The sequence below is a fragment of the Pseudomonas sp. G11 genome, from assembly GCF_029457515.1.
GTDB classification, from domain to species: Bacteria; Pseudomonadota; Gammaproteobacteria; order Pseudomonadales; family Pseudomonadaceae; genus Aquipseudomonas; species Aquipseudomonas gorinensis.
This window is the reverse complement of sequence record NZ_CP120377.1, coordinates 2306904-2331996: the sequence shown is the minus strand read 5'-3', so window position 1 is coordinate 2331996 and position 25093 is coordinate 2306904. Positions and strand designations below refer to the sequence as shown.

The following is a 25093-nucleotide window of genomic DNA, read 5'->3' as shown; positions in this document are numbered from 1 at the left end:
CACGCATGAATATATATTCAGTTATATGGACATGCGATGCTCACGAACCATCGCGAGCCGGTCCATCCTCGGAAGCCCCGGCGGAAGCAGCACCGTGCAGGGCCAATGCGAGCAGGTGCTCTTTCACCTGGATCAGTTGCTCCATGCGTTCCTCAACACAGGCGAGATGGCCTTGGACAGCCTGCCTTAGCAGCTCAGGTTCCAGGAACCCCTCATGTGCCCAACCCAGTAGGCGGCGCACGTCATCCAGGCCGATTCCCGAGGCACGGTAGTTGCGAATCAGGTGAAGCCGTTCGACATGGGCCGGGCCATAGCGCCGATAGTTGTTGCGTGACCGCTCCGGGGCTTGCAACAGGCCCTCCCGCTCGTAGAACCGAATGTTCTCCGGGGGGGTGCCCGTCAAGCGCGCAAGTTCACCGATCCTCATCCGGTTCTCCGTGCGCAACGATGGGGAACGCCGCCGTTGCGCATAGCCCTTATCCCGGCGACCGGGCGGATGGTTGCCCGGTGGCGCCCGATTGCACCGTGTGCTCAGTCCAGCCGCCACCCAGCGCCTTGTAGAGGTGGATGAGGTTGTTCAGCCGCGTCAGGCGCGTGCGCACCAGGGTCTGCTGCGCACCGTACTGTGTGCGTTGCGCATCGAGCAAGGTGAGGTTGTCGTCCACGCCTTCCTGGAAGCGTTGCTCGGCTAGTTGGTAGGCTTTCTGGCTAGCCGCTACCAGGAGCTGCTCCGAGCGGATCTGCTCATCAAGCGTGCGCTTGCCCGCCAAGCCGTCAGCCACCTCAGCAAAGGCCGCCTGGATAGACTTCTCGTAGTTGGCGATTTCGATCCTCTTTTGTACCTGTGCCACGTCCAGATTGGCTCGCAACGCGCCGCCGCGGAAGATGGGCAGCGTGATCTGCGGCAGGAAGCTCCAGGCCCGCGAGCCCGAATCGAACAGGCCGTCCAGCGAAGCGCTGGCCGTGCCCGCCGAGCCCGTGAGGCTAATCGTCGGGAAGAACGCGGCCCGCGCCGCGCCGATGTTGGCGTTGGCGCCGATCAGCATCTGCTCGGCGGCGCGGATGTCCGGCCGACGCGCGAGCAGTTCGGACGGCAGGCCGCTCGGCAGGTCGGTCGGCACGATGTCGTCCGGCAGCGCCACGGCCTCGTCAAGCTGCCGGGACAGCTCCGGCGTCAGCGGCTGGCCCAGCAGCAGCACCAGCGCGTTGCGGTCCTTGGCCGCCTGCCGCGTGTAGGCGGCGCGGTTGGCCTCGGCGGTGCGCAGCGCGATCTCCGCGCGGCGCAGGTCGAGCTGCGTGGAATTTCCCGCTTCCACCAGTTGGGTGGTCAGGTCATAGGAGCGCTTCTGTGTGGCGAGGGTGTCGCTCGTCAGGCGCAGCAGTTCCTGGTCGGCGCGCAGCGTGAGGTAGGCGCTGGCCACCTCGGACACCAGGCTCATCTGCGTGGCGATGCGGGTCTCGTCGAGGGCCAGGTAGGACGCCAGCGCCCGGTCGTTGAGGCTGCGGATGCGGCCCCACAGGTCCAGCTCCCAGGCGGCCGTCACCCCGGCCACGTCGTAGCGCCGGAGCACGTCGCTTTGCCCCGTGGTACTGAGGTCGGCCGGTACGCGCTCTGACGCGCCGCGGGCGGAAACGCCCAGGTTCGGCAGCATCTCGGCACGCTGGATACGGTACAGCGCCTGAGCCGCCTCCACGTTGAGCGCGGCTTTGTGCATGTCGCGGTTGTTCTCCAGCGAAATGCCGATCAACTGCTGCAGCAGCGGGTCGCGGAAGAAGTCCCGCCAACCGATCTCGGCCGTGATCGCGTCGTCGGGCGTCGCGGCCGCCAGTTCCACATAGGCCGCGCCCGAGGGATAGGCCGTGTCGATCGGCGCTGCGGGCCGGTCATACTTCGGTGCCATGGAGCAGCCAGCCAGCGCCGCCGCGAGGGCGAGCGGCGCCAGCGTCCTGGCGGGTCGTGTGAATGCGAAAGATGTTTTCATGTCGTATGTCCTCCTGGCCGTCATGCGTGCTGGTCGGTCATGCCGCCACGGGCATGGCGCGCTTCGCGGCGCAGCGCCAGCTTGCGCACCACAACGTAGAACACCGGCGTCAGCACCAGGCCGAATACCGTCACGCCCAGCATGCCGGCGAACACCGCGATGCCCATGGCGTGGCGCATCTCGGCGCCCGCACCGCTGGCCAGCACCAGCGGCACCACGCCAGCGATGAAGGCGAACGACGTCATCAAGATCGGGCGCAGCCGCAAGCGCGCGGCTTCGAGCACGGCTGCCAGCGGATCGGCCCCTTCGCTTTCCTTCGCGCGGGCGAACTCCACGATCAGGATCGCGTTCTTGGCAGCCAGGCCGACCAGCACCACGAAACCGATCTGCGTGAAGATGTTGTTGTCGCCCCCAGAGAGCCAGACGCCGGCGATCGCCGAGAGCAGCGCCATGGGTGCAATCAGCAGCACAGCGAACGGCAGCGACCAACTGTTGTACTGGGCCGCCAGGAACAGGAAGGCGAGCAGCACCGCCAGCGCGAAGATGTAGATCGCCGTGTTGCCAACCCGTTTTTCCTGGAAAGTCAGGTCCGTCCATTCGTAGGTCATACCGTCCGGCAGCGATTCGCTCACGATCTTCTCAATCGCGGCGGTGGCCTGGCCGGACGAGTAGCCCGGCGCTGGCCCGCCGCTGATGTCGGCCGAGGGAAAGCCGTTGTAATGCATCACCCGGTCGGGGCCGGAACTGCGCTCGATGGTCGCGATCGCGCTCAGCGGGATCATGTCGCCCGCTGCATTGCGCACCTTGAGCATGCCTATGTCCTCAGCCTGCATGCGGAACTGCGCATCGGCCTGGGCCATGACCCGGTAGGTGCGACCGAAGCGGTTGAAGTCGTTGACGTAGAGCGAGCCAAGGTTGACCTGCAGGGTGTCGAACACCTCGGTCAGCGATACGCCCTGCGACTTGGCCTTCACCCGGTCGATGTCCACCTGCAACTGCGGCGCATTGGTCTGGAAGCTGGCGAGCATGTTCGCCAGCTCGGGCGCCTGCATGGCCTTGCCCATGATCTGGCCCTGTGCCTGCGCAAGCGCCTCGGGACCCAGGCCCGCCCGGTCCTCGATCTGCAGCTTGAAGCCGCCCATCGAACCCAGGCCCGGCACCGGCGGCGGCGGGAAGATGCCAACGAAGCCGTCCGGGATCTGGCTGAACTTGCCCATGAGCTTGCCCTGGATGGCGAAGGCCGACAGCGACGGGTCCTTGCGCTCATCGAAGGGCTTGAGCATGGCGAACATCAGCGCGGTGTTCGGCTGGTTCACCGGTCCATTGACCGACAGGCCCGGGAAGGCCACCACGCTCTCGACGCCCGGCTCAGCCAGTGCGATCTTGGTCATCTCCTTGACGACCGCCTCGGTGCGATCCAGCGAGGCGCCGGTCGGAAGCTGGGCGATGCCCACGAGATAGTACTTGTCCTGGGCCGGCACGAAGCCCGCAGGCACCTTGTGGAAGCCCAGCCAGGTCAGGCCCAGGAAGCCGACGTAGAGCAGCAGCACGATGGCGCTGCCGCGCACCGCGCGGCGCACGCCCCCGACGTAGGAATTCGAGGCGCGATCGAAGAAGCGGTTGAAGCGGCGGAAGAAGCCGCCGAACACGCCGTCGATGATGCGCGTGAGACGATCGGGCTTGGCCGCGCCGTGGTGCGGCTTGAGCAGGATGGCGGCCAGCGCTGGCGACAGCGTAAGCGAGTTGATCGCCGACAGGATGGTCGAGAACGCGATGGTCAGCGCGAACTGGCGATAGAACTCGCCCTGCAGCCCCGACAGGAACGCCGAGGGGATGAAGACCGCTGCCAGCACCGAGGTGATGGCCAGGATCGGGCCAGTCACTTCATCCATCGCCTTGCGCGCCGCATCCTTGGGCGATTCGCCCAGCGCCATGTGGCGCTCCACGTTCTCCACCACCACGATGGCGTCATCCACCACGATGCCGATGGAGAGCACGAGGCCAAACAGCGACAGCGTGTTCAGCGAGAAGCCGAACATGTGCATCACCGCGAACGTGCCGACCAGCGAGACCGGCACGGCGATCAGTGGAATGATCGACGCGCGCCAAGATTGCAGGAACAGCACCACCACGATCACCACCAGGAGGATGGCCTCCAGCAGCGTGACGGCGACGGACTGGAGCGAGGCGCGCACGAAGACTGTGGGGTCGTAGGCGATCTTGTACTCGATGCCTTCGGGGAACTTGGCCTGCAGCCGCTCCATCGTCGCGCGCACCGCGCTGGACGTGTCCAGGGCATTGGAGCCGGGCGTCATCAGGATTTGCAGGCCGACCGCGTTCTCGCCGTCGAGCTGGCCGCGCATGGTGTAGTTGTCCGAGCCCAGTTCCAGGCGTGCGACGTCGCGCAGGCGGGTCACCTGGCCGTTGGCGCCGGCCTTGATCACGATGTCGCCGAACTGCTCTTCGGTGGTCAGGCGCCCCAGCGCATTGACGCTGACCTGGAAGGCGGCCGACGCATTCGGCTGCTGGCCGATCGAGCCGGCTGCGACCTGCACGTTCTGCTCGCGGATGGCGGCGACCACATCGCTGGCGGTCATGCCCCGCGATGCGACCTTCTCGGGGTCGAGCCAGACGCGCATTGCGTACTCGCCTTCACCGCCGATGATCACGTTGGCGATGCCCGGCAGGCGCGCCAGTTCGTCGCGCACGTTGAGCATCGCGTAGTTGGACACGTACAGCGGGTCGTAGCGGTCCCCCGGCGAGAGCATATGCACCACCATGAGAATATCGGGCGCGGTCTTGTCGGTGACCACGCCGATGCGCTGGACCTCGGGCGGCAACCGGGGCAGCGCGCGTGAGACGCGGTTCTGCACCTGGATCTGCGCGACGTCGGGGTCGATGTGCTGCTCGAACGAGATGGTCAGCACCATCCGCCCGTCCGTGGACATCTGGGACTGCATGTACATCATGCCTTCCACGCCGTTGACCGCCTGCTCCAGCGGCGATGCCACGGTGTCGGCGATCACCTGCGGGTTGGCGCCGGGATAGCTGGCGGTGACCTGCACCGTCGGCGGCGTGACCTGGGGGTACTCGCTCAGGGGGAGCTGGAAATAGCTGATCGCGCCCGCGATCAGCATCAGCACCGACAGGACGATGGCGAAGATCGGCCGGTTGATGAAGAAGCGGGGGAAATTCATTTGCGGGCCTCCGCCGAGCCGGCCGCGCCGTCAGCCTTGGCGGGGTCCGCGCCACCGGCCTTGGCAGGCGCCGCAGCGGGAGCCGGAGCGTTTGCCGCAGCCTTGGTCGCGCCGGTCGCGCCGGCGGCCGGTGCCGCGGGCGCCTGCATGGGCACCATGCGCGGCGTGACCGCCATGCCGGGGCGCACGAGGCCCTTGATGATGATCTTCTCACCGGCCTGCAGGCCGCCGTTGATGACGCGCAGCCCGTCCACCACCGGCCCCAGTTCGATGGGCCGGTACTGGGCCTGGTTGTTCTCGCCCACGACCAGCACGTAGTTGCGCCCTTGGTCGGTGCCCACGGCCTGATCGTCGATCAGGACGGCCTCGCGCGCCGCGCCGGTGGACAGCTTGGCCCGGGCGAACATGCCGGGTGCCATGCGCCCATCCGGGTTGGGCACAACGGCGCGCGCGCGGATCGTGCCGGTGCTTCGGTCAATGGTGTTGCCCACGAAGTCGAGCGCGCCCCTGTGCGGGAAACCCTTGTCCGTGGTCAGCCCGACCTGCACGGGCAGCGAAGCCTTGCTACCGGCGCCCGCAGCGGGCCGCGAGCGGCTGACGACGTTGAGATAGGTGGCCTCATCAATGTCGAAGTACACGTGCAACGGGTCGATGGATACGATCGTGGTCAGCAGCGTGGCCGCGCCGGCGCCGCCACCGCTGACCAAGTTGCCCTCGGTCACGAGCACGCGGTCGACGCGCCCGGCGATGGGCGCAGTGACGCGGGCGTAGGACAGGTCCAGCTGAGCCGCAGCAACGGCGGCCTTAGCCGCCTGCACCTGAGCCTGGCGCGCGTTGCGTGCGGAGGCGGCATCGTCATAGGTCTTGCGCGCGACGGCGCCGGTCGCCACCAGGCGCTCGGCGCGGTCAAAGTCGGCCTGGGCCTGGCTGGCCAGCACCTCGGCCTGACGCAGTTGCGCCACGGCCGTGTCGAGCGCAACCTGGAACGGCCTCGGGTCGATCTGGAACAGCAGTTGGCCCTTGCGCACGAGGCTACCTTCGGGAACGCTCACCGCATCGACGGCGCCGCCGACCCGCGAGCGCAGCTCGACGGTCTTGGGCGCGGCCAGGAAGCCGGTGTACTCGGCCGATGGCGCGACCGTGCGGGTAATGACCTCGGCCACGGGCACCTGCGGCGCCATCGGCGCGCCCGCCGGGGGCGCCGCGGCCTTGCCCTCGTCCTTGGCGTCGCGGGCAGCGATCGCTATCCCCCCGACGGCTGCGATGACGCCTGCCACCACAATGATTCTGATTTTTTTTACGCATGGAAGTGACCCTTTCTTGGATGCAGGACTCCGGCCCTTCCGAAGCGCTCTGCAGACATTTGTGTGGAGGCTAGGCGTTACAACGACGGCAAGGTCAAGCCCTCTTGTTGCCTCAGCGGGCAGACGGCACGGACAAGGTGGTGGGACGCCCGGCGTCGTCGCCGTGGTTGGCCTCCGGCGCGCCCTTGAAGCGCAGCAGGCGCAGTGCGTTCAGCGTGACCAGGGCCGTGGCGCCGGTGTCGGCCAGCACGGCAACCCACAAGCCGGTGATACCCAACACGGTGGTGACCAGGAACAAGCCCTTGAGGCCAATGGCGAATACGACGTTTTGGTGAATGTTGGCCATCGTCGCCCGCGACAGGGCCACCAGGTGGGCCACGTCCGTGACGCGGCTCTTGAGCAGCGCGGCATCGGCGGTTTCCAGCGCCACGTCCGTGCCGCCGCCCATGGCGATACCCACGTCGGCGGTCGCCAGGGCCGGCGCGTCGTTGATGCCGTCGCCGACCATCGCCACCTTGGCATCACGCTTCATCTCGTTGACCAAGCGCAGCTTGTCCTGCGGCAGCAGCTCGGCCTCCCACTCGATGCCCAGCTTGCCGGCGATCGCCTGCGCGGTGCGGCGGTTGTCGCCGGTCAGCATGACCGAGCGCACGCCCATGGCGTTGAGCTGGGCCACGCCTTCGCGCGCGTCGCGGCGGGGCTCGTCGCGCAGGGCCAGCAGGCCCAGAACGTTCTTGCTGGCTTCGTCGAACAGGACCACCACGGTCTTGCCGCCATCCTCCAGCTTGTCGATTTCCCTGCGGTGCGCGGCTGTCAGCGTGGCCGTCTGTTCCGCATGGGCGGGCGATCCGACAGCGAGCGCACTGCCGTTCACGGTGGCGCGCACCGCCTTGCCGGCAATGGCCGATGCGCCCGTGGCCTGGGGAATCGCCACGTCCAGGCTCTTGGCATGGGCGACAATGGCCTTCGCCAAGGGATGGTTTGAGCCGGACTCGACAGCGGCGGCAAGCGCAAGGACCTGTTGATGCTTGAACAGCCCGAAGGGCAGGACCTCGGTGATGCGCGGCTTGCCCTCGGTCAGCGTGCCAGTCTTGTCGAAGGCAATGGCGCGCACGCGGCCGATGGTTTCCAACGCGTTGCCACCCTTGATCAGCAGGCCCCGTCGCGTGGCCACCGCAAGGCCCGAGGCGATGGCCGCCGGTGTGGAGAGCACCAGCGCACATGGGCAGGCAATCAACAGCAGTGCGAGGCCGCGGTACAGCCAGGTACCCCAGTCGCCACCCATGGCAAGTGGCGGAACCACCACGATCAACGCCGCGATGGCCATGACGGCAGGGGTGTAGTAGCGGCTGAACTTTTCGATGAAGCGAGCCGTGGGCGCCTTGGAGGACTGCGCCTGCTCCACCAGTTGGATGATGCGAGAAATGGTGTTGTCCGATGCCGTCTTCTCGACTTGTACTTCGAGCACGCCATCGACGTTGATGGAGCCGGCGAACACGTCGGCACCGATAGCCTTTTGACGCGGTACGGACTCGCCGGTGATAGGCGACTCGTCCAGGCTGCTTTCACCGCGGAGGATCTTGCCGTCCGCAGGCACCCGGTCACCAGGGCGCACCAGCACGCGGTCGCTCACGCGCAGGGAAGCGGCGGGCACTTCGCGCTGCCCGCCCGCGGCATCGAGCAGTACCGCCGTCTTAGGCACCAGGGAGGCCAGCGCCTTGATGCCGGCGCGCGCGCGGCCGGCGGCCACGCTTTCCAGCAGCTCGCCGATCGCGAACAGGAACACCACGGCAGCAGCTTCCTCGGCCTCGCCTATCACGAGCGCGCCCAGCGAGGCGACGACCATCAGCGTTTCGATAGAGAACGGCGAGCCTGACACAGCCAGCGCGAAGGCTTTGCGAGCGAACGGCAGCACGCCCGCGATCACCGCAGCGGCGAAGATCCATTCAGCGTAGCCAGGAACGAACTGCGCGATCGCGTAGGCCGAGCCCATCAGGCCGCCCAGGCCCAGCACGTGCTTGCCTTTCTTCGTCTGCCACCAGCGCTGATGGCGCGCCGTCGATGCTGCTGCTGGGGCCGCGGGTGCTGAGCCATCATGGCGGCGCACGTCGGAGACGCCGAAGCCCAGGCTCTTGATGGTCTTCTCGATGTGGCCGAGCTGCGTGGGGCCGCCAGACGCGAGCGTCAATTCCAGCGTTTCTGCGGTGAAGTTTATGCGGGCATCGGACACGCCATCCATGCGAGCGAGCGCCGTTTCGATCTTGCCGACGCAACTGGCGCAGTCCATGCCCTCGACGCGCATGGACACGTTGGGGGGCGTGCTGGGTGCTCCACGGGAGGCAGAGGCCGGCGCATGGTCATGCCCGCTGCAGGCCCCGTGATCGTGACCGTGGTCATGGGCATGGGCATGGCCGTGAGCATGGCCATGCCCATGGTCATCACCGCACGCTTTGCCGTGCGAATGATCGTGCCCGTGGTCGTGGGCATGCCCATGGTCATGGTGGCCGCCGCAGCCGGCGTGGTCATGCGCGTGGGCCGCATGGCACGGTGCAGGTGCTGCGGACATTTCGGACGCGGGCAGTGCCTGCACGTCGAAGCCCAGGGACCGGATTTTCTTGGCAATGTCGCGTGCAGTATTTCGGCTACTTGTGCTGCGCGTCAACGTCAGCGTCTCATTTGTAAAATTAACCTGTACATTTGATACGCCATCAATTCGACCAAGCGCTGTTTCAATCTTGCCGACGCAACTGGCGCAATCCATACCTTCGACCCGAAAGCCCAGTTGTTCGTCCTGCGCTCCTGTGCCGTCCAATGTTTCCAAAGACATATCAATCTCCTGGTTCTCTGAGTAATCGCCGTGGCAGGACGCACAAATCAGCGATCGGAATGTTATGCAAACAAATGAACACTTGTTTGTATGTTTATTCAAAAAAAAGAAAGAATCTCTTTCTGGCTGAACCATCCGACCGCTGCTTTATGCAGCTGCCATTAAGTCATTTTTTGTTGCGCAGCATCTGGTAGGTTTCAAATGCGGTGCGGTAGGCATCACTATAGGTATCAGGCGTCTGCTCACCAGCCCAGAATCCAGCCATTCCCGCAACCTGCCAATCTGCCAAATCACTCTTTACTTGAGCACGAGTCAATGCCACCGGAGCCTTGTAAGCCGCACCCAGCTTGAGCTGGAGATGGCTCTCGTAGGCTTGTTGGTAGGCTTGGGTGTGCGAAGCGGTGGTGATTCCGCGCGAGGTGAACGCGTGCATGCCGGAGATTTTCCACAGTTCCAAATCAGCCATCACTTCAGCACGAGTCTTTCCTGCTGAGGGCGCCTGATACATATCACCTTGGGTCAATTGCAAGTAGCGCTGAAAGGCAGCCTGGTATTGAGGGCTGAACGTATCCGGGCCGCTTTCGCCGCGAGACAACGCTTCCAACCCAGATTGCCTCCAAGCAGCCAGATCCTCCTGGACCTGTTGCCGTGTCATATCTGCGGCGAACGGTTGAGCGTTTACTCCAGCAGCAAAAAGTGCGGAAAGCAGAACAGCAAAGCGAATTTTCTTGGACATGGTCAATACTCCTTGACGTTAAAAATAATGGCGTGGTCCTTACGCCTTTCGGATACCCCGTAGACAAATAATAACACACATGAAGATATGTTCAAGTGTTTATTTTTAGAGTGCTTTTTGCTTGGGGTCTTCTAGGCATTCAGCAAGGCGCGCCGGTGTCTCTCTAGATTAATAGCCAAAAAAAGCCTACCCCTTGAAGGCGTAGGCCGGCGCGCACTCACATGTTCAGTCAATCGTCGTGTCTGTCCTCCGAAATGTGAACCGCCATGTCCTGGAGTACCTGGCTGACGTGCTGGTCGGCAATGCCGTAGAAGATGTGCTTGGCTTGGCGCTCGCCGCGCACGAGGCGCGCGCCGCGCAACAGGCGCAGGTGATGGCTGACCAAGGACTGCGACAGGTCTAGCGAGCCAGCAATGTCGCCCACTGCGACCGATCCGCGCATGCACTGCAACAGGATTTTCAATCGCGATTGGTCGCCCAGCAGGCGGAAGGTCTCTGCCAGAACAGCGACGTCACTTTGCGATAGTGCGAGGACATCAGTGGTCGTGCCGTGGTTAGAGGTCGAACATTGCACAATAGCGGCGCTGGTGGTTTTGCGGGATGTCATGGATTCAAACCCTCAAGTGAACTGCGAACCGTCTAGCACGGCCTCAATGCTTGTGACCGGGAGCGGAGTGGTCATGGTCATGATTGTGCTCACTGTGGTCGTGGCCGCTGTGGTCCTGACGGCCTGTCGTGGGTTGCAGGCTGCAGATGTTCTCGTCAGCCTCCGAGTTCCAGTCGATTCCGACTGTGGCGTGTTCGATGCTGAACTGCTCTCGCAGCACCGCCTCGACGCGCTTGACCACAGCTCGCGCCTCCTCGTCCACGTTGGGTCGAACGTGTAGCGTGGCCATCGTGCGACCGGAAGTGAGTTGCCACACGTGAACATGGCTGACAGCCGCCAGGCCGGGCACAGTGCTCATCAGGCCTTGTTCCACCTTTTCCGGCGAAGCGTCCTCTGGCGCACCCTCCAACAGGATATGGATCGACTTGGCCAGGAGCTTCCAGGCGCTGCGCAGAATCAACGCCGCTACTAGAACCGACAGGATGGGGTCGATCGGAGTCCAGCCGGTGAAGTAGATGACGATCGCTGCAACGATGGCGCCGACAGAGCCGAGCAGGTCACCCATCACGTGGAGGATGGCACCTTTCACATTGACGTGATCGGTTTCGCCGCGGGTCATGATCCACAGCACGAGGACGTTGATCAGTAAGCCGAGCACGGCGACGATCATCATCGGGCCGGCGAGGATGACGGGCGGCGCCTGCAGCCGCTCCCACGCCTCGTAGGCGATCCATGCGACGATCGCGAACAGGGTCACGGCGTTCAGGAAGCCGGCGATGACCTCGAAGCGCAGGTAACCGAATGTGCGTTTGCTGTCGGCTGCGCGGCGACCGAATCGGAAGGCAGCGTAAGCCAGGGCAAGTGCCACGGCGTCGGTCAGCATGTGGCCAGCATCGGCAAGTAGGGCTAGCGAGCCCGACAGCACGCCGCCGACAGCTTCCACGAGCATGAAGCCGAAGATCAGGAAGAAGGAAACCAGAACCTTGCGCTCGTTGGCGCTCGTCACTGTGGGGGTGTGGTCGTGATCATGGTCGTGACCATGGTCATGTGCATTGGATTGGGACATGGGCGCCTCTGCTGGTTGAGTGTTTGACTATGGCGAAATATAACACATGAATATGTGTTCATGTGATATATTTTCGCTCACCCTTCTCAGCCTCCGAAGCCATGCGTTGTGATGCCGCAACGAGAAAATGTGCCTATCCTTTCGGCCAGATACGGTGCAGGTCATCCAGAATCAGCTGGTGATGGTGCCTGCCTTGGTCTGCGTGTGTGCGTAAATGAGGGTGATCCGGCGGCAAGCTGGGGTGGTCATGCGCCACGTCAGAAGGGTCGCTGGCCGGCCACAGCCAGAGCGTCAGCGCCACGCCGGCCAAGCCGACCAGGGACATGACAATGAAGGTCGATGGCAAGCCCATGACCGCGCCGAAGCGGCCGGCAAGTGGGTAGCAGATGAGCCAACAGGCGTGCGACAGCGCGAAGTGTGCCGCGAAGATCGCAGGACGGTCCTCGGCATGGGCCGAGCGGCGCAGAAGACGGCCGGATGGCGTTTGCGCCACGCTGTAGCCAAAGCCGATGATCAACCACAGCGGCAGCAACAATGCATAGCTCGGCAGCAGTGCGCCGATCCCCGTGCCCACGACCAGTACGGTAGCGCCGGTGAGCATCGCGGTTCGGTCGGCCACCTTTTCCAGTAAGGATGGCAGAACGAAGGCTGCCACCATCGAACCGCCTCCGAATGCCGCCAGTGCCGACGCCACTTCGACCTCGCCTAGGCCAAAGCGCGCCTTCACGAGAACCACCGTGTTCACGATCACCATGGCGCCCGCCGCCGAGACGGCCAAGCTGATCGCCAGCAGGCCCCGCAGGCGTGGCGTAGCGAGATAGATGCGTGTGCCGCGGGTCGTGCGATCCCAAATGCCGCGGCGCGGTCCGGGAATAGTTGTGGGCAACCGCACGCTGACCACGAGCGCGGCTGAAACGAGGAAACCGAGCACTGTTCCCGCGAACAGGTTGTGAAAGCTGATGACGGTCAGCAGCGCAGCAGCCAGCATCGGGGAAATCAGGCTTTCCAGGTCATAGGCCAGCCGGGACAGCGACAGCGCCTTCGTGTAGTCCTCTTCATCGGGAAGGATGTCCGGGATAGTGGCTTGGAAAGTCGGCGTGAAGCCGGCGGATGCCGCTTGCAGGACAAAGATCAGCAGATAGATCTGCCAGACCTCGGTGACAAAGGGCAAACAGATCGCGACAACCGCTCGTACCAGGTCCAGCGCTACGAGCAATGACCGTCGCGGGAACTGGTCGGCGAAGGCCTGTGCGACTGGAGCGACTCCCACATAGGCCAGCATCTTGATAGCCAGCGCCGACCCGAGCACCGCACCTGCATCGGCCCCGGCCAGCTCGTAGGCAAGTAGGCCGAGCGCTACCGTCATCAGGCCTGTGCCGACGAGTGCGATCACCTGCGCGGTGAACAGGTGGCGGTAGGTGCGGTTCTTTAGGACGGAGAGCATCGAGAGACCTCAGAGCAGTCTGGTTAGCGCCTTCATTTCGGCTAGAACGGAGTCCTCATCATGAGATAGGCAGTGGTCGATGTGGTCATGGATCAGGACGCGCTTGGCCGCTGTGACGGCGCTCTCCACCGCAGCGAGCTGGCGAGCGATGTCCAGGCAGGTTTCTTCTCCTTCGATCATCCCGATGACGTGTCGCAGATGACCCTCGGCGCGCTTGAGCCGTTTCACGAGATCTGGGTGGCTGGTGTGCTTGTGCATCTCTTTCATGCAGCAATCATATCCCCCCCCGGGGGATATGCTCAAGGAGTCTGCATAGCTGTTTGCGCAGTGGATTAGCCCCACCTCGCCTCTCGATGTCTTGCGCCCGACGCCCTCTCTAAGGCGATTGGTGCTCAAAGGATGTAAGGTTTTCTTTCCCATTCATATGAATAGATATACAATTGTTCATATCTAAGCCAGTGAACAGTGGCTTTTCAACGACAAGCACTTGCTCGGAAAGAGAACACCCAGCCGGGGGTAAGTACTGATGCAACACCGATGGAGAATTGAATGCTTCGCAAAGACATACGCAAGGGATGGATATGGGCGGTATCCACGCTTTGGGCCGGCACCGTGCTAGCCCAGCCAGTAGCCGCCCCTCACGTCCCATCCAGACCAGACAGCCACATGGTCGCCCAATTGTGGGAGTCAGCTTGGCAGCGGCAGCCAGAAGCCGCTGGAGAAGGCGCCTGGCAGCAGGCCGCCCAAGCACGCCAAGAGACGGCCGGCAGTTGGGTGGCAGGTCCGATGGCGCTGGAAGCCTCCACCAAAACTGATCGGTTCAACAACCGCAACGGACAGCGCGAATATGAAGTCGGGGTGGCTATTCCCCTTTGGATGCCTGGTGAGCGCGCCTCGTCGGCACGCTGGGCGGACGCGGAAAGCCTCGCGCTATCCAGCCGGATGCTGGCCGCCAAGCTACGCACGGCCGGACAGGTTCGCCAGGCATGGTGGGCATGGCAGCGTGCCCAGGCCGAATTGGTGGCGGCGCAGGATCGCACCCGCAGCGCGGACGAGTTGGCGCAAGATGTGGCTCGCCGGGTTCGCGCGGGCGACCTGGCGCAAGCCGACAGAAACCAGGCCGATGGCGCCTTGGCGTCGGCTCGTAGTGCCCTGGCCATTGCTCAGGCCGAAGAAATCACGCAGCGCGAGGCGTTGTTGGCACTGACCGGCATCGAGAGTATCCCGTCGCAGGCCGATTCCGCGCAGCCGGAGCAGTCAGGTGTCCGAGTTCAACCGGCATCGGCACAGCCGTCCGGCGCGTTGTTGGGTAACCACCCTGCGCTGCTGGAACTGCAGCACAAGGCGCTGGCGGCCCGCCGCTCTGCGGAACTGGTGTCCCATCAGAAGTACGCCAACCCCGAACTGACCCTGGCGACCACGCGGGATCGGGGCGGCTACGGCGAACGCTACAACCAGACGATCACGGTGGGTGTGCGCATTCCCTTCGGTACGGGTAGCCGTCATACCGAGTAATTGTCCAGCGCCAATGCGCAGGCACTGGAGGCTGAGTCGGCACTCGCGGCCCAGCGCACCCGGCTACTCTCGGAAATTCGAACTGCCCAATCGCGCGAACTGGCAACCAGCACCCAGATGCAGGCCGCTTCGGAGCGCCAGCGACTAGCCCAACAAACGCGCACCTTCTACCAAAAGTCGTTCGCGATGGGCGAGACGGACATGCCGACACGCCTTCGCATCGAGCAGGAGGCCACCGAGGCCGAGCGCGCGGCGCTGCTCGCCAAGGTGGAGCATGCCGCGGCCATCTCGTCCCTGTTGCAGGCACAAGGCACGCTGCCGCAGCCGACCGAGACTTTCACTGACATCTCCGGCACGCGCTGATCGGCGCGCGCTCAACCATCCTGGAACCTTAGAAATGTCGCAATCCTCTTTCTGGCGTGCAGCTGCCTTGTCCAGCCTCCTGCTTGGCAGTAGCGCAACGTGGGCCGGCGACGGCCATGACCATGGCGAAGCCGCTCCTGCCCCCGCAGCGGCCGCGCTTCCGCGCTTTGCCGCAGTTTCCGATGACTTCGAACTGGTGGGTGTGCTGAACGGCCAGCGTCTCACACTCTACCTCGACCATGCTGCCGACAACCGGCCGGTGACCGATGGCGAGCTGACCCTCGAGCTGGGTGGTCAACAGGTAAAGGTCAGCTCACACGGGGTTGGAGAGTTCGAGGCCGATCTGACTGAGCCGCTATCCGATGGCGAGACCTCAATCATGGCCACTATTACTGCGCAGGGCCAATCGGACCTGTTGACGGGCGTTCTCGATGTTCATAGCGAAGACGCCGAACACGAGCATGCCGTCGCATCCGGCCGTGTGGTCGTACTAGGTGGCGGTGCCGCAGTCCTCGGCGTCGGTGTCCTAGCGTGGGCGCTGCGCAGACGTACACGCACCAACGGTGCACTGCGAGGTGCAGCATGAAGCGCAACTTCCGTTTCCTAATGACGACGGCCATGGCGGCTGCATTGGCTCTGGCTGCTCCCGCGTTCGCTCACGACGGCCATGACCACGGCGACGAAGCGCCGGCTGCGTCTTCCAATGGCCCCCAGCGCCAGCCTGATGGCAGCGTGTTTCTTCCGAAACCGTCGCAACGTCAGATCGGTGTACGCACCCAGCTGATCAAGCAGGAGCCCTTGGCCCGCAGCCATGAACTGGCTGGCAAAGTAATCATGGACCCGACGACAGGCGGCAAGGTCCAGGCAATGGTAATGGGCCGGCTGGTGCCCGGGCCGGATGGTCTGCCGCAGATCGGCCAATCCGTGCGCAAGGGCCAGGTGCTGGCTTACATCGAACCGGCCAGCGGTGTGCTGGAGCGCTCAGGCCAGATGGCCCAGGTTGCCGAGCTGCGTGCGGGCCAAGCGCTCGCGCAGAAGCGCTTGGCCCGGCTGCGCGAGCTGTCGGAGACCGTGCCCCGCAAGGAGATCGAAGCAGCCGAAAGCGAAGTGAACAGCCTGACCGAACGCGCCCGCGCCTTGAGCGGGGGCCTCGCCGGCAGGGACGTACTGAAGGCCCCAGTCAGCGGCGTCATCGCATCCAGCCCCGCAGTTGCCGGGCAGGTCGTGGATGCGCGCGAACTGGTGTTTGAGGTGGTCGATCCGACCCAACTGCGCATCGAGGCGCTTGCCTACGATCCGGCAATGGCACAGAACCTGGCCGGTGCTGCACTCGCAGTAGGCGGTCAGAAGGTGCCGCTGAGCTTCGTCGGTGCCGCCAGCAGCCTGCGCGAGCAGGCCCTGCCCATGCTGTTCAAGGGCACCAGCGAAAGCCTCTCGCGCTTGGCGGTCGGTATGCCGGTGGTGGTCTTCGTGCAAGAGGCGACGACGGTACCTGGCTACCGCGTGCCTTCCGGTGCGCTGATGAAGAACCCTGCCAACCAGAACATCGTCTGGGTCAAAGACCAGGCCGAGCGCTTCGAGCCGCGTGTCGTGAACATCACTCCTTTGGATGGTGCATCCATCGCTGTCACTTCGGGCCTGGCGGACGGCGACCGCGTGGTTGTCGAGGGCGCGTCCCTGATCAATCAAGTTCGTTGAGGGGCACCATTCCATGTTCAAGTGGCTTCTCGAAAATAGCTTACGAAACCGGCTCCTGGTCATCATCGGGGCGCTGGTGCTGATGGCGTATGGCGCGTTCACCCTGACGCGCACGCCGGTAGATGTCTTTCCCGATCTCAACAAGCCGACCGTCACTCTCATGACGGAGGCTGGCGGCATGGCTGCCGAAGAAGTCGAGCAACTCATCACGTTCCCGCTCGAAACGGCCATGAACGGCCTGCCCAGCGTCGAAAGCGTGCGCTCGGTCTCCAGCGCCGGGCTTTCCTTCATCTACGTGACATTTGACTGGAAGACCGACATCTTCCGGGCGCGCCAGATGGTCTCCGAACGCCTGACGTCCATGGAGGAAGGGCTAGCCCCGGGCGTGACGCCCACTATGGGGCCAATCAGCTCAGTGATGGGCGAGATCATGCAGATTGCAATCCCCATCGGTGCCAAGCCCTCAGGGCAGAAGAACGCAGCCCCGCCGCTGTCGGCCATGGACACTCGCGAGTACGCGGACTGGGTGCTACGCCCCCGGCTGATGGCCATACCTGGTGTTGCCCAAGTCATCCCGATCGGAGGCGAGGTCCGTCAGTTCCAGGTCCAGCCCAACACCACGCGAATGTCAGAGCTGGGCGTGACTGCGTCCGATCTGGATGCGGCTCTCAAGGGCTTCTCCGCGAACACTTCCGGCGGCTTCCTGGAGATCAATGGCCGCGAGTACCTGATCCGCAACCTGGGCCGCACGTCCCGACTCGACGACCTGCGTAACCTGCCTCTCGCGGTGCGTGCGGGCCAACCCATCCTGCTCCACCAGGTCGCCGATGTTCAGTTTGCGCCAGCCATCAAGCGCGGCGATGCGGGCTTCGAGGGCCTGCCAGCCGTGATCCTGGGCATCCAAAAGCAGCCCACGGCCGATACGATTGCACTGACCCGCTCGATCGAGTCAGCGTTGGCGGACATGAAGGGCTCACTGCCGGCTGGCATGGCCGAGCCACAGGTGACCTTCCGACAAGCCAACTTCATCGAGGCGTCCATCAGCACGCTGCAAGGCAAGCTCATCGGCGCATCGGTCTTCGTGGCGGTGATCCTGTTCTTCTTCCTGGGCACTTTGCGCCCCCTGGTGATCGCGTTGACCGCGATTCCTGCCTCGATCTTCGTGACCGGGCTGGTGTTCCACTATTTCGGCCTATCAATCAACACCATGACGCTCGGTGGGCTGGCGATCGCCATCGGCGGTCTCGTGGACGATGCTGTGGTCGATGTGGAGAACATCATGCGGCGGCTCAAGGAGGACCGCACCCGCCACCCTGAGAACCGGCTGACGCCCCTGGTCATCGTTGCCAGGGCCTCGATGGAGGTTCGCTCGGCGATTCTCTACGCCACGATGATCATTGTGCTGGTGTTCCTGCCCCTGTTCGCGCTGCCGGGGATGGAGGGGCGCTTGTTCGTGCCGCTGGGCATCGCCTTCATCGTCTCCACGCTGGCCTCGCTGCTGGTCTCTGTGACGGTCACTCCGGTGCTTTCGTACTACCTGCTGCCCAAGATGAGGACGCTGGACCATGGCGACACTCGGCTTCTAGCCTGGTTGAAGACGCGCTATCAGGGCGGCCTGCAGCGGGTCTTGCAGCGGCCGCGTGCCGCCCTTGGCATGGCCGCTGTGGCTGTCACACTGGCTGTCGCCGCGGTGCCATTCTTCCCGACCACGTTCCTGCCCCCGTTCAATGAAGGAACGTTGCTGGTGGGCCTGCGCCTGAATCCCGGTGTGACGCTGGCCGAATCTTCGGCGCTTGCCCAGCAAGCCGAGCTGCTGGTCGCGCAGGTGCCAGAGGTGCAGCACGTGGGCCGGCGCAGCGGACGGGCCGAGCTGGACGAGCATGCCGAAGGCGTGCATGTCAGCGAGCTGGACGTGGGCCTGCTGCCCGCCTCGGAGCTAAAGCGCTCCATGGAGGAGATCACCGCCGACATCCGTTCGCGTCTGGCTCACTTGCCCGGCTCCATCGGCATTGGCCAGCCGATCTCGCACCGCATCGACCACATGTTGTCGGGGGTGCGCTCGCAGATCGCCATCAAGGTGTTCGGCGAGGACCTGGACGTCCTGCGCGGGCAGGCGGATCTGCTGCGCGCCAAGCTGGCCGGAATTCCGGGGCTTGCTGACCTGGAGATCGAAAAGCAGGTCCTAGCGCCGCAGATCAAAATCCGCGTGGATTATGCGGCGGCGGGACGCTACGGCGTGGCCGCACCGCAAATTCTGTCCACGCTGCAAAGCCTGGTCGAAGGCGAAAAGATCACCGAGGTCATCGAGGGCAACCGCCGCTTCGCGCTGGTGGTTCGCCTGCCCGAGCAGGCGCGGTCGATTGAGGGCTTGAGCCGCATCCTCATCGACACGCCCATGGGTCGGGTCCCGTTGTCGCGCCTTGCCACCATCGAAGACAGCGACGGCCCCAACCAGGTCAGCCGCGACGATGGCCGTCGACGCATAGTTTTGTCGGCCAACGCTCAGGGACGGCCGCTGTCCGAAGTAGTGGCCGACATACGCAGCGTCGTCCAAGAAGTGCGCTTGCCCGAAGGCTACTTCATCACGCTGGGCGGCCAGTTCCAGGCACAAGAGGAAGCCTCGCGACTGGTGGGCCTGCTGTCCATCGTCTCCCTGACGCTCATGTTCGTGGTGTTGTACACGCGCTACAAGTCGGTCGTCCTATCAGCGCTCATCATGGTGAACATTCCATTGGCCCTGGTCGGCGCCGTGTTGGGGCTGTGGCTGTCTGGCCAGCCGTTGTCCGTGGCCGCCCTGGTCGGCTTCATCACGCTCGCGGGTATTTCTGTGCGCAACGGCATCCTGAAGGTGAGCCACTACCTCAACCTCATGCGCATGGAGGGCGAGGACTTCGACCAGAAGATGATCGTGCGTGGCTCGCTCGAACGGCTTTCCCCGGTTCTGATGACCGCGCTGGTCACGGCCTTCGCGCTGGCCCCGCTGCTGTTCGAGGCGTCCCGACCCGGTACTGAGATCCTGCACCCCGTCGCGGTGGTGATCTTCTCGGGGCTGGTCAGCTCCACGCTGCTAGACACCTTCCTTACACCCGCCATGTTCTGGCTGTTCGGCCGCAAGCCTGCCGAACGCCTGCTGGACGACCGCGACGCGGAGGCATTCTGATGCAACGCCTTCTGTCACCCGATTTCAACCACCGTAACCCTATAGGAGCTTTCATGTCTGTTCGATTTCGTTCCCTCACGGCCGGCACCGCCCTCGCCCTGGCATCCGTCACCGCCTTCGCCGCAGGCGACCATGACCACGCGCATGACCACAAGCCGCTGCATGGTGGCGTCGTGACCGAAGTCCGGGACGTGGACTACGAGTTGGTCGTTCAGCCCGCAGCAGCGCAACTCTACCTGCGCGACCACGGCAAGCAGGTCAATGTAAGCAACACCAAAGCCAAGCTCACACTGTTGACCGGCTCACAAAAGCAGGAGGTGCAACTCACGCCTGCCGCGGACGGAAGCCGCCTCGAAGGCAGCGGGACCTTCGCCGCAGCCAAGGGCACGAAGGCCGTCGTCCAAGTCGAACGTGGGGGCAATACCGCGAGCGCCCGGTTCGTTCTGCCGTAGTGTTCAACGTGATCGTCAGGGAACGAGCTGTAATCTGGCGACCACCTGACAAAAGGCGCGACATAGGCGCTCACTATTTCCTCAAAAACTTTGGAGATGTAAATCATGGAAATGCATTTCGACGTCATTGTTATCGGTGCCGGCCCAGGCGGATACATCGCGGCCATTCGCGCTGCCCAATTAGGCATGAAGGTCGCTTGTGTAGATGCCTGGAAGAACAAGGACGGAAAGCCAGCACCTGGCGGCACCTGCAACAACATCGGTTGTATCCCTTCGAAAGCGCTACTGCAGTCGTCAGAGAACTTTGAACAAGCCAAGCACCACTTTGGCACGCACGGCATCTCCACGGGTGATCTGCGCATGGATGTGACCACGATGTTGGAACGTAAGAATCAGGTCGTGAAGTCCAGCAACGAAGGCATCCTTTATCTGTTCCGCAAAAACAAGGTCCAGTTTTTCAACGGCCTGGCGTCTTTCACCAGGACTGTCGATGGTGGCTTCGAGGTGAGCGTCGCCGCCGATGAGGCTGTTACCTTGGTGGGCAAGCAGATCATCGTTGCCACAGGCTCCAACGTGCGGCCACTCCCCAACCTACCGTTCGATGAGCGGGTCGTGCTCTCCAACGACGGCGCGCTGGACATCGCGGCCGTGCCCGATCGGTTGGCCGTCATCGGTGCCGGCGTGATCGGCCTGGAGCTGGGCTCCGTTTGGCGCCGCCTGGGGGCGGATGTCACGATCCTCGAAGGCTTGCCCAGCTTCCTGCCAATCGTCGACCAAGCCATCGCCAAGGAGGCGAAGAAGGCGTTCGACAAGCAAGGCCTGAAGATCGAACTAGGTGCGAAGGTTCGCGAAGTCAATGCAACCGAGGCTGGCGTGACTATTCACTACACCGACAGCCAGGGCCAGACGCAGTCCTTGCAGGCAGACAAAGTGATCGTGGCTATCGGCCGTGTGCCCAACACCGAAGGCCTGAATCCGGCCGCCGTGGGACTCCAACTGGATGAGCGCGGCGCCGTGCTGGTGGACGATGAATGCCGCACCAGTGTGCCCGGCATCTGGGCCATCGGTGACGTGGTGCGTGGCCCGATGTTGGCGCACAAGGCGGAAGAGGAAGGTGTCGCAGTGGCCGAGCGCATTGCCGGCCAGCACGGTCACGTCGATTTCAATACGATCCCCAACGTCATCTACACCAGCCCAGAGATTGCCTGGGTAGGCCGCACCGAGCAGCAGCTCAAAGAGCAGGGCACCGCCTATCGAATCGGTTCCTTCCCGTTCATGGCCAATGGCCGCGCGCGTGCGCTGGGCGACACGCCGGGCCTCGTCAAGGTGATCGCCGATCCTGCCACTGATGAGATACTCGGCGTGCATGTGGTCGGCCCGCAGGCCAGTGAACTGGTGGCCGAGGCCGTGATCGCCATGGCGTTCAAGGCCAGCAGCGAAGACATCGCCCGCATCTGCTTTGCCCATCCGACCCTCTCCGAGACGTTCAAAGAGGCCTCGCTGGCCGTGGACAAGCGCGCGCTCAACTTCTGATTGATCGGAAGCGGCATCCAAACCACCTCACCGAACGCAGCTGCGGGCGGTGGGGCGCATATCGCCATGGAACGTAGGCCACGCCGCAACGGCATGCTATGCCCAACAGTTACTCGTCGTTGTGGTCTTCCGCGATGTGGGTGGCCATATCCAGCAGCACCTGGTTCACGTGCTTGTCCGCCACCTCATAGAAGATCTGTTTGGCTTGGCGCACGCCCTTGACCAGGCGAGCACCGCGCAGCAGCCGCAGGTGGTGGCTCACCAGCGACTGCGAGAGTTCGAGGGTTTCAGCGATGTCCCCGACCGAGGAAGAGCCTTTCATGCAGCACAGCATGATTCTCAGCCGGGACGGGTCACCCAGGAGGCGGAATGTCTCAGCCAAGATGGTCACGTCATTCTGTGACAGCGATTCCAAATCGGCGCTGGGACCCTTCGGTGGGGTACTGAATGGCTTACTTGTATTCATTTTTAAAATATTTCCTAACCTCGAATGGCTGTTTTCGCCCTTCAGAATTAACAAGGCAGCGGCCGCTTAGGCGCGCGCAGCAAAGAACCAGTGCGAGCCTGGCAGGCAAGGCCTCCGTTCCCCGTGCACCGGGTCATTTCTGAAACCTGACAGCATCCGAAAAAGCGCTTGACCTTCCCACGATGGTAAACCCTAAGCTCCCTCCATGTCGAATTTCAACTATGGGAAGCACACCATGAGCATGGCAACAACGAGTAGTGCTGGCGCCCAAGCAGCGGCAATCAGCCTGCCCATCGAGGGCATGACCTGCGCAAGCTGTGTCGGCCGAGTCGAGGCCGCCCTTGCCAAGGTCGAGGGCGTGGCAAGCGTGTCTGTCAATCTCGCCACCGAGCGAGCGGACATTCGCCTGAACCGTCCTGTCGATCGCATGGCGCTGATCCAGGCGATCGAGAAGGTAGGGTACGACGTGCCTCAGGGCACCATCGAGCTGGCGATCGGAGGCATGACCTGCGCTTCGTGCGTGGGCCGCGTCGAGAAGGCGCTCAAGGCGGTGCCGGGCGTCACTGAGGCTGTGGTCAATCTGGCGACCGAGCGCGCTACCGTGCGTGGCGTAGCATCCGTGCAGGATCTGATTGCTGCTGTCGATAAGGTCGGCTACGAGGCCAGCCCGGTCGATACAGGCATGCAGGCCGACGAGGAAGCTGCCGAGAAAAAGGACGCCGAGCGCGCCGAACTCAAGCGCGACCTGACCCTGGCCGCCGTGCTGGCGCTGCCTGTGTTCGTGCTCGAAATGGGCTCGCACATGATTCCCGGCATGCACGAGTGGGTGGCTTCCACCATTGGCATCCAGCAGAGCTGGTATCTGCAGTTCGTGCTGACCCTGCTGGTGCTCGCCATTCCGGGCTGGCGCTTCTATGAGAAGGGCTTCCCGGCGCTGTTCCGCCTGGGTCCCGACATGAACTCGCTGGTCGCGGTCGGCACGGCCGCGGCCTTCGGTTATTCGATGGTCGCCACGTTCGCGCCCAGTCTGCTGCCGGCCGGCACGGTGAACGTGTACTACGAGGCGGCAGCCGTCATCGTGGCGCTGATCCTGCTGGGCCGCTTTCTTGAGGCACGGGCCAAGGGCCGCACCTCCGAGGCCATCAAGCGCCTGATCGGCCTGCAGGCCAAGGAGGCGCACGTGCTGCGCGACGGCCGCATCGTGGACATCCCGATCAACGACGTGGCGCAGGGCGACATCGTGGAAGTGCGCCCCGGCGAGCGCGTGCCGGTCGATGGTGAAGTGACCGAGGGCCGCAGCTTCGTGGACGAGTCGATGATCACCGGCGAGCCGATTCCCGTCGAAAAGGCGGAAGGCAGCACCGTGGTCGGCGGCACCGTCAACCAGAAGGGTGCGCTGACGCTGCGTGCCACCGCCGTGGGCGGTCAGACCATGCTGGCGCAGATCATCCGCATGGTCGAGCAGGCGCAAGGTTCCAAGCTGCCGATCCAGGCCGTGGTGGACAAGGTGACGCTGTGGTTCGTGCCCGCCGTCATGCTGGCCGCGGTGCTGACCTTCCTGGTCTGGCTGGTGTTCGGCCCGTCGCCCGCGCTGTCCTTCGCGCTGGTCAATGCCGTGGCGGTGCTGATCATTGCCTGCCCTTGCGCCATGGGTTTGGCGACGCCGACCTCCATCATGGTCGGCACGGGCCGGGGCGCCGAGATGGGCGTGCTGTTCCGCAAGGGTGAAGCCCTGCAACTGCTCAAGGACGCCAAGGTGGTGGCCGTGGACAAGACCGGCACGCTGACCGAGGGCCGCCCGGTCCTGACCGACCTGGAGATTGCCGACGGCTTTGACCGCAACCAGGTGCTGGCGAAGGTCGCCGCTGTCGAATCGCGCTCGGAGCATCCGATCGCACGCGCCATCGTCGAGTCGGCCGTGGAAGGTGGCATCGCGCTGCCGACGATGACAGACTTCGATTCGGTCACGGGCATGGGCGTGCGCGCCACCGTGGACGGCGCGCGTGTCGAGGTCGGTGCCGATCGCTTCATGCGTGAGCTGGGGTTGGACGTGGGCAGCTTCGCTCGCACGGCCGAGCGCCTGGGCAACGAGGGCAAGTCACCGCTGTACGCCGCGATCGACGGCCGGCTGGCCGCCATCATCGCGGTGGCCGATCCGATCAAGTCCAGCACGCCCGCGGCCATTGCCGCGTTGCACCAGCTCGGCCTGAAGGTGGCGATGATCACCGGCGACAACGCGCGTACCGCGCAGGCCATCGCCAAGCAACTGGGCATCGACGAGGTGGTGGCCGAAGTGCTGCCCGAGGGCAAGGTCGAAGCCGTGCGCCGGCTGAAAGCCAGCCACGGCCAGATCGCCTACGTGGGCGACGGCATCAACGACGCCCCGGCGCTGGCCGAGGCCGACGTGGGCCTGGCCATCGGCACCGGCACCGACGTGGCGGTGGAGTCGGCCGACGTAGTGCTGATGTCGGGCAACCTGCAGGGCGTGCCCAACGCCATCGCGCTGTCCAAGGCGACCATCGGCAACATCCGCCAGAACCTGTTCTGGGCGTTTGGCTACAACACGGCCCTGATCCCGGTGGCCGCTGGCGTCCTGTACCCCGCATACGGTGTGCTGTTGTCGCCGATCTTCGCGGCTGGCGCGATGGCGCTGTCCAGCGTGTTCGTGCTCGGCAACGCGCTGCGCCTGCGCCGCTTCCAGCCGCCGCTGGCGGCGGATACCGCTCATTGAGAAAGGAGGAAC

At 64.1% G+C, this 25093-nt stretch carries 19 protein-coding genes; 8 read left to right on the top strand and 11 right to left on the bottom strand.

Annotated elements, in window-relative coordinates; genetic code table 11:
- Positions 1–40: 40 nt before the first annotated feature.
- The 10 genes from P2T68_RS10720 to P2T68_RS10675 all read right to left on the bottom strand — a co-directional run bounded on the left by P2T68_RS10720 (position 41) and on the right by P2T68_RS10675 (position 13430).
- Positions 41–427 (bottom strand): MerR family transcriptional regulator, encoded by a 387-nt coding sequence (locus P2T68_RS10720; RefSeq protein WP_015912830.1) that lies wholly within the window; start codon positions 425–427, stop codon positions 41–43.
- A gap of 49 nt (positions 428–476) precedes the next feature.
- Positions 477–1982 carry an efflux transporter outer membrane subunit gene (locus P2T68_RS10715; RefSeq protein WP_003821143.1) on the bottom strand — a complete coding sequence of 502 codons (1506 nt, stop codon included), beginning with the start codon at positions 1980–1982 and terminating at the stop codon, positions 477–479.
- Positions 1983–2002: 20 nt separating this feature from the next.
- Complete coding sequence (locus P2T68_RS10710; RefSeq protein WP_012614062.1) at positions 2003–5179, bottom strand: efflux RND transporter permease subunit; 3177 nt, start codon at positions 5177–5179, stop codon at positions 2003–2005.
- Positions 5176–6456 (bottom strand): efflux RND transporter periplasmic adaptor subunit, encoded by a 1281-nt coding sequence (locus P2T68_RS10705; RefSeq protein ID WP_234493403.1) that lies wholly within the window; start codon positions 6454–6456, stop codon positions 5176–5178. The genes P2T68_RS10710 and P2T68_RS10705 overlap by 4 nt, the downstream gene beginning before the upstream one ends.
- 139 nt (positions 6457–6595) lie before the next feature.
- A complete protein-coding gene (locus P2T68_RS10700) occupies positions 6596–9310 on the bottom strand; it encodes a heavy metal translocating P-type ATPase (protein ID WP_012614060.1) in 2715 nt (904 codons plus the stop codon).
- Between the two features lie 166 nt (positions 9311–9476).
- The gene (locus P2T68_RS10695) at positions 9477–10046 is read right to left on the bottom strand and encodes a DUF4148 domain-containing protein (protein ID WP_058144080.1); all 570 of its coding nucleotides are present in this window, start codon (positions 10044–10046) and stop codon (positions 9477–9479) included.
- 229 nt (positions 10047–10275) lie between these two features.
- The gene (locus P2T68_RS10690) at positions 10276–10653 is read right to left on the bottom strand and encodes a metalloregulator ArsR/SmtB family transcription factor (RefSeq protein ID WP_003821152.1); all 378 of its coding nucleotides are present in this window, start codon (positions 10651–10653) and stop codon (positions 10276–10278) included.
- A 43-nt stretch (positions 10654–10696) separates the two neighbouring features.
- Positions 10697–11719, bottom strand: a complete 1023-nt coding sequence (locus P2T68_RS10685; RefSeq protein ID WP_003821153.1) for a cation diffusion facilitator family transporter — start codon at positions 11717–11719, stop codon at positions 10697–10699.
- Between the two features lie 133 nt (positions 11720–11852).
- Entirely contained in the window at positions 11853–13163 is a 1311-nt protein-coding gene (locus P2T68_RS10680; protein WP_003821155.1) for an MFS transporter, read from the bottom strand.
- Between the two features lie 9 nt (positions 13164–13172).
- Positions 13173–13430, bottom strand: coding sequence for a metal-sensing transcriptional repressor (locus tag P2T68_RS10675; protein ID WP_003821156.1), 258 nt, complete (start codon positions 13428–13430; stop codon positions 13173–13175).
- Positions 13431–13712: 282 nt separating this feature from the next.
- Between P2T68_RS10675 and P2T68_RS10670 the strand changes: the two genes are divergently transcribed.
- From P2T68_RS10670 to lpdA, 7 genes are all read left to right on the top strand, one after another.
- Entirely contained in the window at positions 13713–14678 is a 966-nt protein-coding gene (locus tag P2T68_RS10670) for a TolC family protein (protein ID WP_346772498.1), read from the top strand.
- Positions 14679–15041, top strand: coding sequence for a hypothetical protein (locus P2T68_RS10665; protein ID WP_235583804.1), 363 nt, complete (start codon positions 14679–14681; stop codon positions 15039–15041). It begins immediately after the preceding gene.
- 34 nt (positions 15042–15075) lie between these two features.
- On the top strand, positions 15076–15627 hold the full coding sequence (locus P2T68_RS10660; RefSeq protein ID WP_015912829.1) for a hypothetical protein: 552 nt from the start codon (positions 15076–15078) through the stop codon (positions 15625–15627).
- Positions 15624–16739 (top strand): HlyD family efflux transporter periplasmic adaptor subunit, encoded by a 1116-nt coding sequence (locus P2T68_RS10655; protein WP_003821159.1) that lies wholly within the window; start codon positions 15624–15626, stop codon positions 16737–16739. Before P2T68_RS10660 ends, P2T68_RS10655 begins: the two co-directional genes overlap by 4 nt.
- A gap of 13 nt (positions 16740–16752) precedes the next feature.
- Positions 16753–19899, top strand: coding sequence for an efflux RND transporter permease subunit (locus P2T68_RS10650; RefSeq protein WP_012614056.1), 3147 nt, complete (start codon positions 16753–16755; stop codon positions 19897–19899).
- 53 nt (positions 19900–19952) lie between these two features.
- Complete coding sequence (locus tag P2T68_RS10645; RefSeq protein WP_015912828.1) at positions 19953–20351, top strand: hypothetical protein; 399 nt, start codon at positions 19953–19955, stop codon at positions 20349–20351.
- Between the two features lie 105 nt (positions 20352–20456).
- Entirely contained in the window at positions 20457–21884 is a 1428-nt protein-coding gene (gene lpdA, locus P2T68_RS10640) for a dihydrolipoyl dehydrogenase (RefSeq protein ID WP_015912827.1), read from the top strand.
- A gap of 109 nt (positions 21885–21993) precedes the next feature.
- Here the strand turns inward: lpdA and P2T68_RS10635 are convergent, their stop codons facing one another.
- On the bottom strand, positions 21994–22350 hold the full coding sequence (locus P2T68_RS10635; RefSeq protein WP_015912826.1) for a metalloregulator ArsR/SmtB family transcription factor: 357 nt from the start codon (positions 22348–22350) through the stop codon (positions 21994–21996).
- Positions 22351–22585: 235 nt separating this feature from the next.
- Between P2T68_RS10635 and P2T68_RS10630 the strand changes: the two genes are divergently transcribed.
- A complete protein-coding gene (locus tag P2T68_RS10630) occupies positions 22586–25081 on the top strand; it encodes a heavy metal translocating P-type ATPase (RefSeq protein ID WP_017511447.1) in 2496 nt (831 codons plus the stop codon).
- Positions 25082–25093: the final 12 nt, after the last annotated feature.

Bases quoted from the DNA above. Each gene is read 5' to 3' on its own strand.
- P2T68_RS10660 (WP_015912829.1), top strand. From the start codon at position 15,076: ATGTCGCAATCCTCTTTCTGGCGTGCAGCTGCCTTGTCCAGCCTCCTG.
- P2T68_RS10670 (WP_346772498.1), top strand. From the start codon at position 13,713: ATGCTTCGCAAAGACATACGCAAGGGATGGATATGGGCGGTATCCACG.
- P2T68_RS10715 (WP_003821143.1), bottom strand. From the start codon at position 1,982: ATGAAAACATCTTTCGCATTCACACGACCCGCCAGGACGCTGGCGCCG.
- P2T68_RS10700 (WP_012614060.1), bottom strand. From the start codon at position 9,310: ATGTCTTTGGAAACATTGGACGGCACAGGAGCGCAGGACGAACAACTG.
- P2T68_RS10680 (WP_003821155.1), bottom strand. From the start codon at position 13,163: ATGCTCTCCGTCCTAAAGAACCGCACCTACCGCCACCTGTTCACCGCG.
- P2T68_RS10685 (WP_003821153.1), bottom strand. From the start codon at position 11,719: ATGTCCCAATCCAATGCACATGACCATGGTCACGACCATGATCACGAC.
- P2T68_RS10635 (WP_015912826.1), bottom strand. From the start codon at position 22,350: ATGAATACAAGTAAGCCATTCAGTACCCCACCGAAGGGTCCCAGCGCC.
- P2T68_RS10710 (WP_012614062.1), bottom strand. From the start codon at position 5,179: ATGAATTTCCCCCGCTTCTTCATCAACCGGCCGATCTTCGCCATCGTC.
- P2T68_RS10720 (WP_015912830.1), bottom strand. From the start codon at position 427: ATGAGGATCGGTGAACTTGCGCGCTTGACGGGCACCCCCCCGGAGAAC.
- P2T68_RS10690 (WP_003821152.1), bottom strand. From the start codon at position 10,653: ATGACATCCCGCAAAACCACCAGCGCCGCTATTGTGCAATGTTCGACC.
- P2T68_RS10650 (WP_012614056.1), top strand. From the start codon at position 16,753: ATGTTCAAGTGGCTTCTCGAAAATAGCTTACGAAACCGGCTCCTGGTC.
- P2T68_RS10655 (WP_003821159.1), top strand. From the start codon at position 15,624: ATGAAGCGCAACTTCCGTTTCCTAATGACGACGGCCATGGCGGCTGCA.
- P2T68_RS10675 (WP_003821156.1), bottom strand. From the start codon at position 13,430: ATGAAAGAGATGCACAAGCACACCAGCCACCCAGATCTCGTGAAACGG.
- P2T68_RS10695 (WP_058144080.1), bottom strand. From the start codon at position 10,046: ATGTCCAAGAAAATTCGCTTTGCTGTTCTGCTTTCCGCACTTTTTGCT.
- lpdA (WP_015912827.1), top strand. From the start codon at position 20,457: ATGGAAATGCATTTCGACGTCATTGTTATCGGTGCCGGCCCAGGCGGA.
- P2T68_RS10645 (WP_015912828.1), top strand. From the start codon at position 19,953: ATGTCTGTTCGATTTCGTTCCCTCACGGCCGGCACCGCCCTCGCCCTG.
- P2T68_RS10630 (WP_017511447.1), top strand. From the start codon at position 22,586: ATGAGCATGGCAACAACGAGTAGTGCTGGCGCCCAAGCAGCGGCAATC.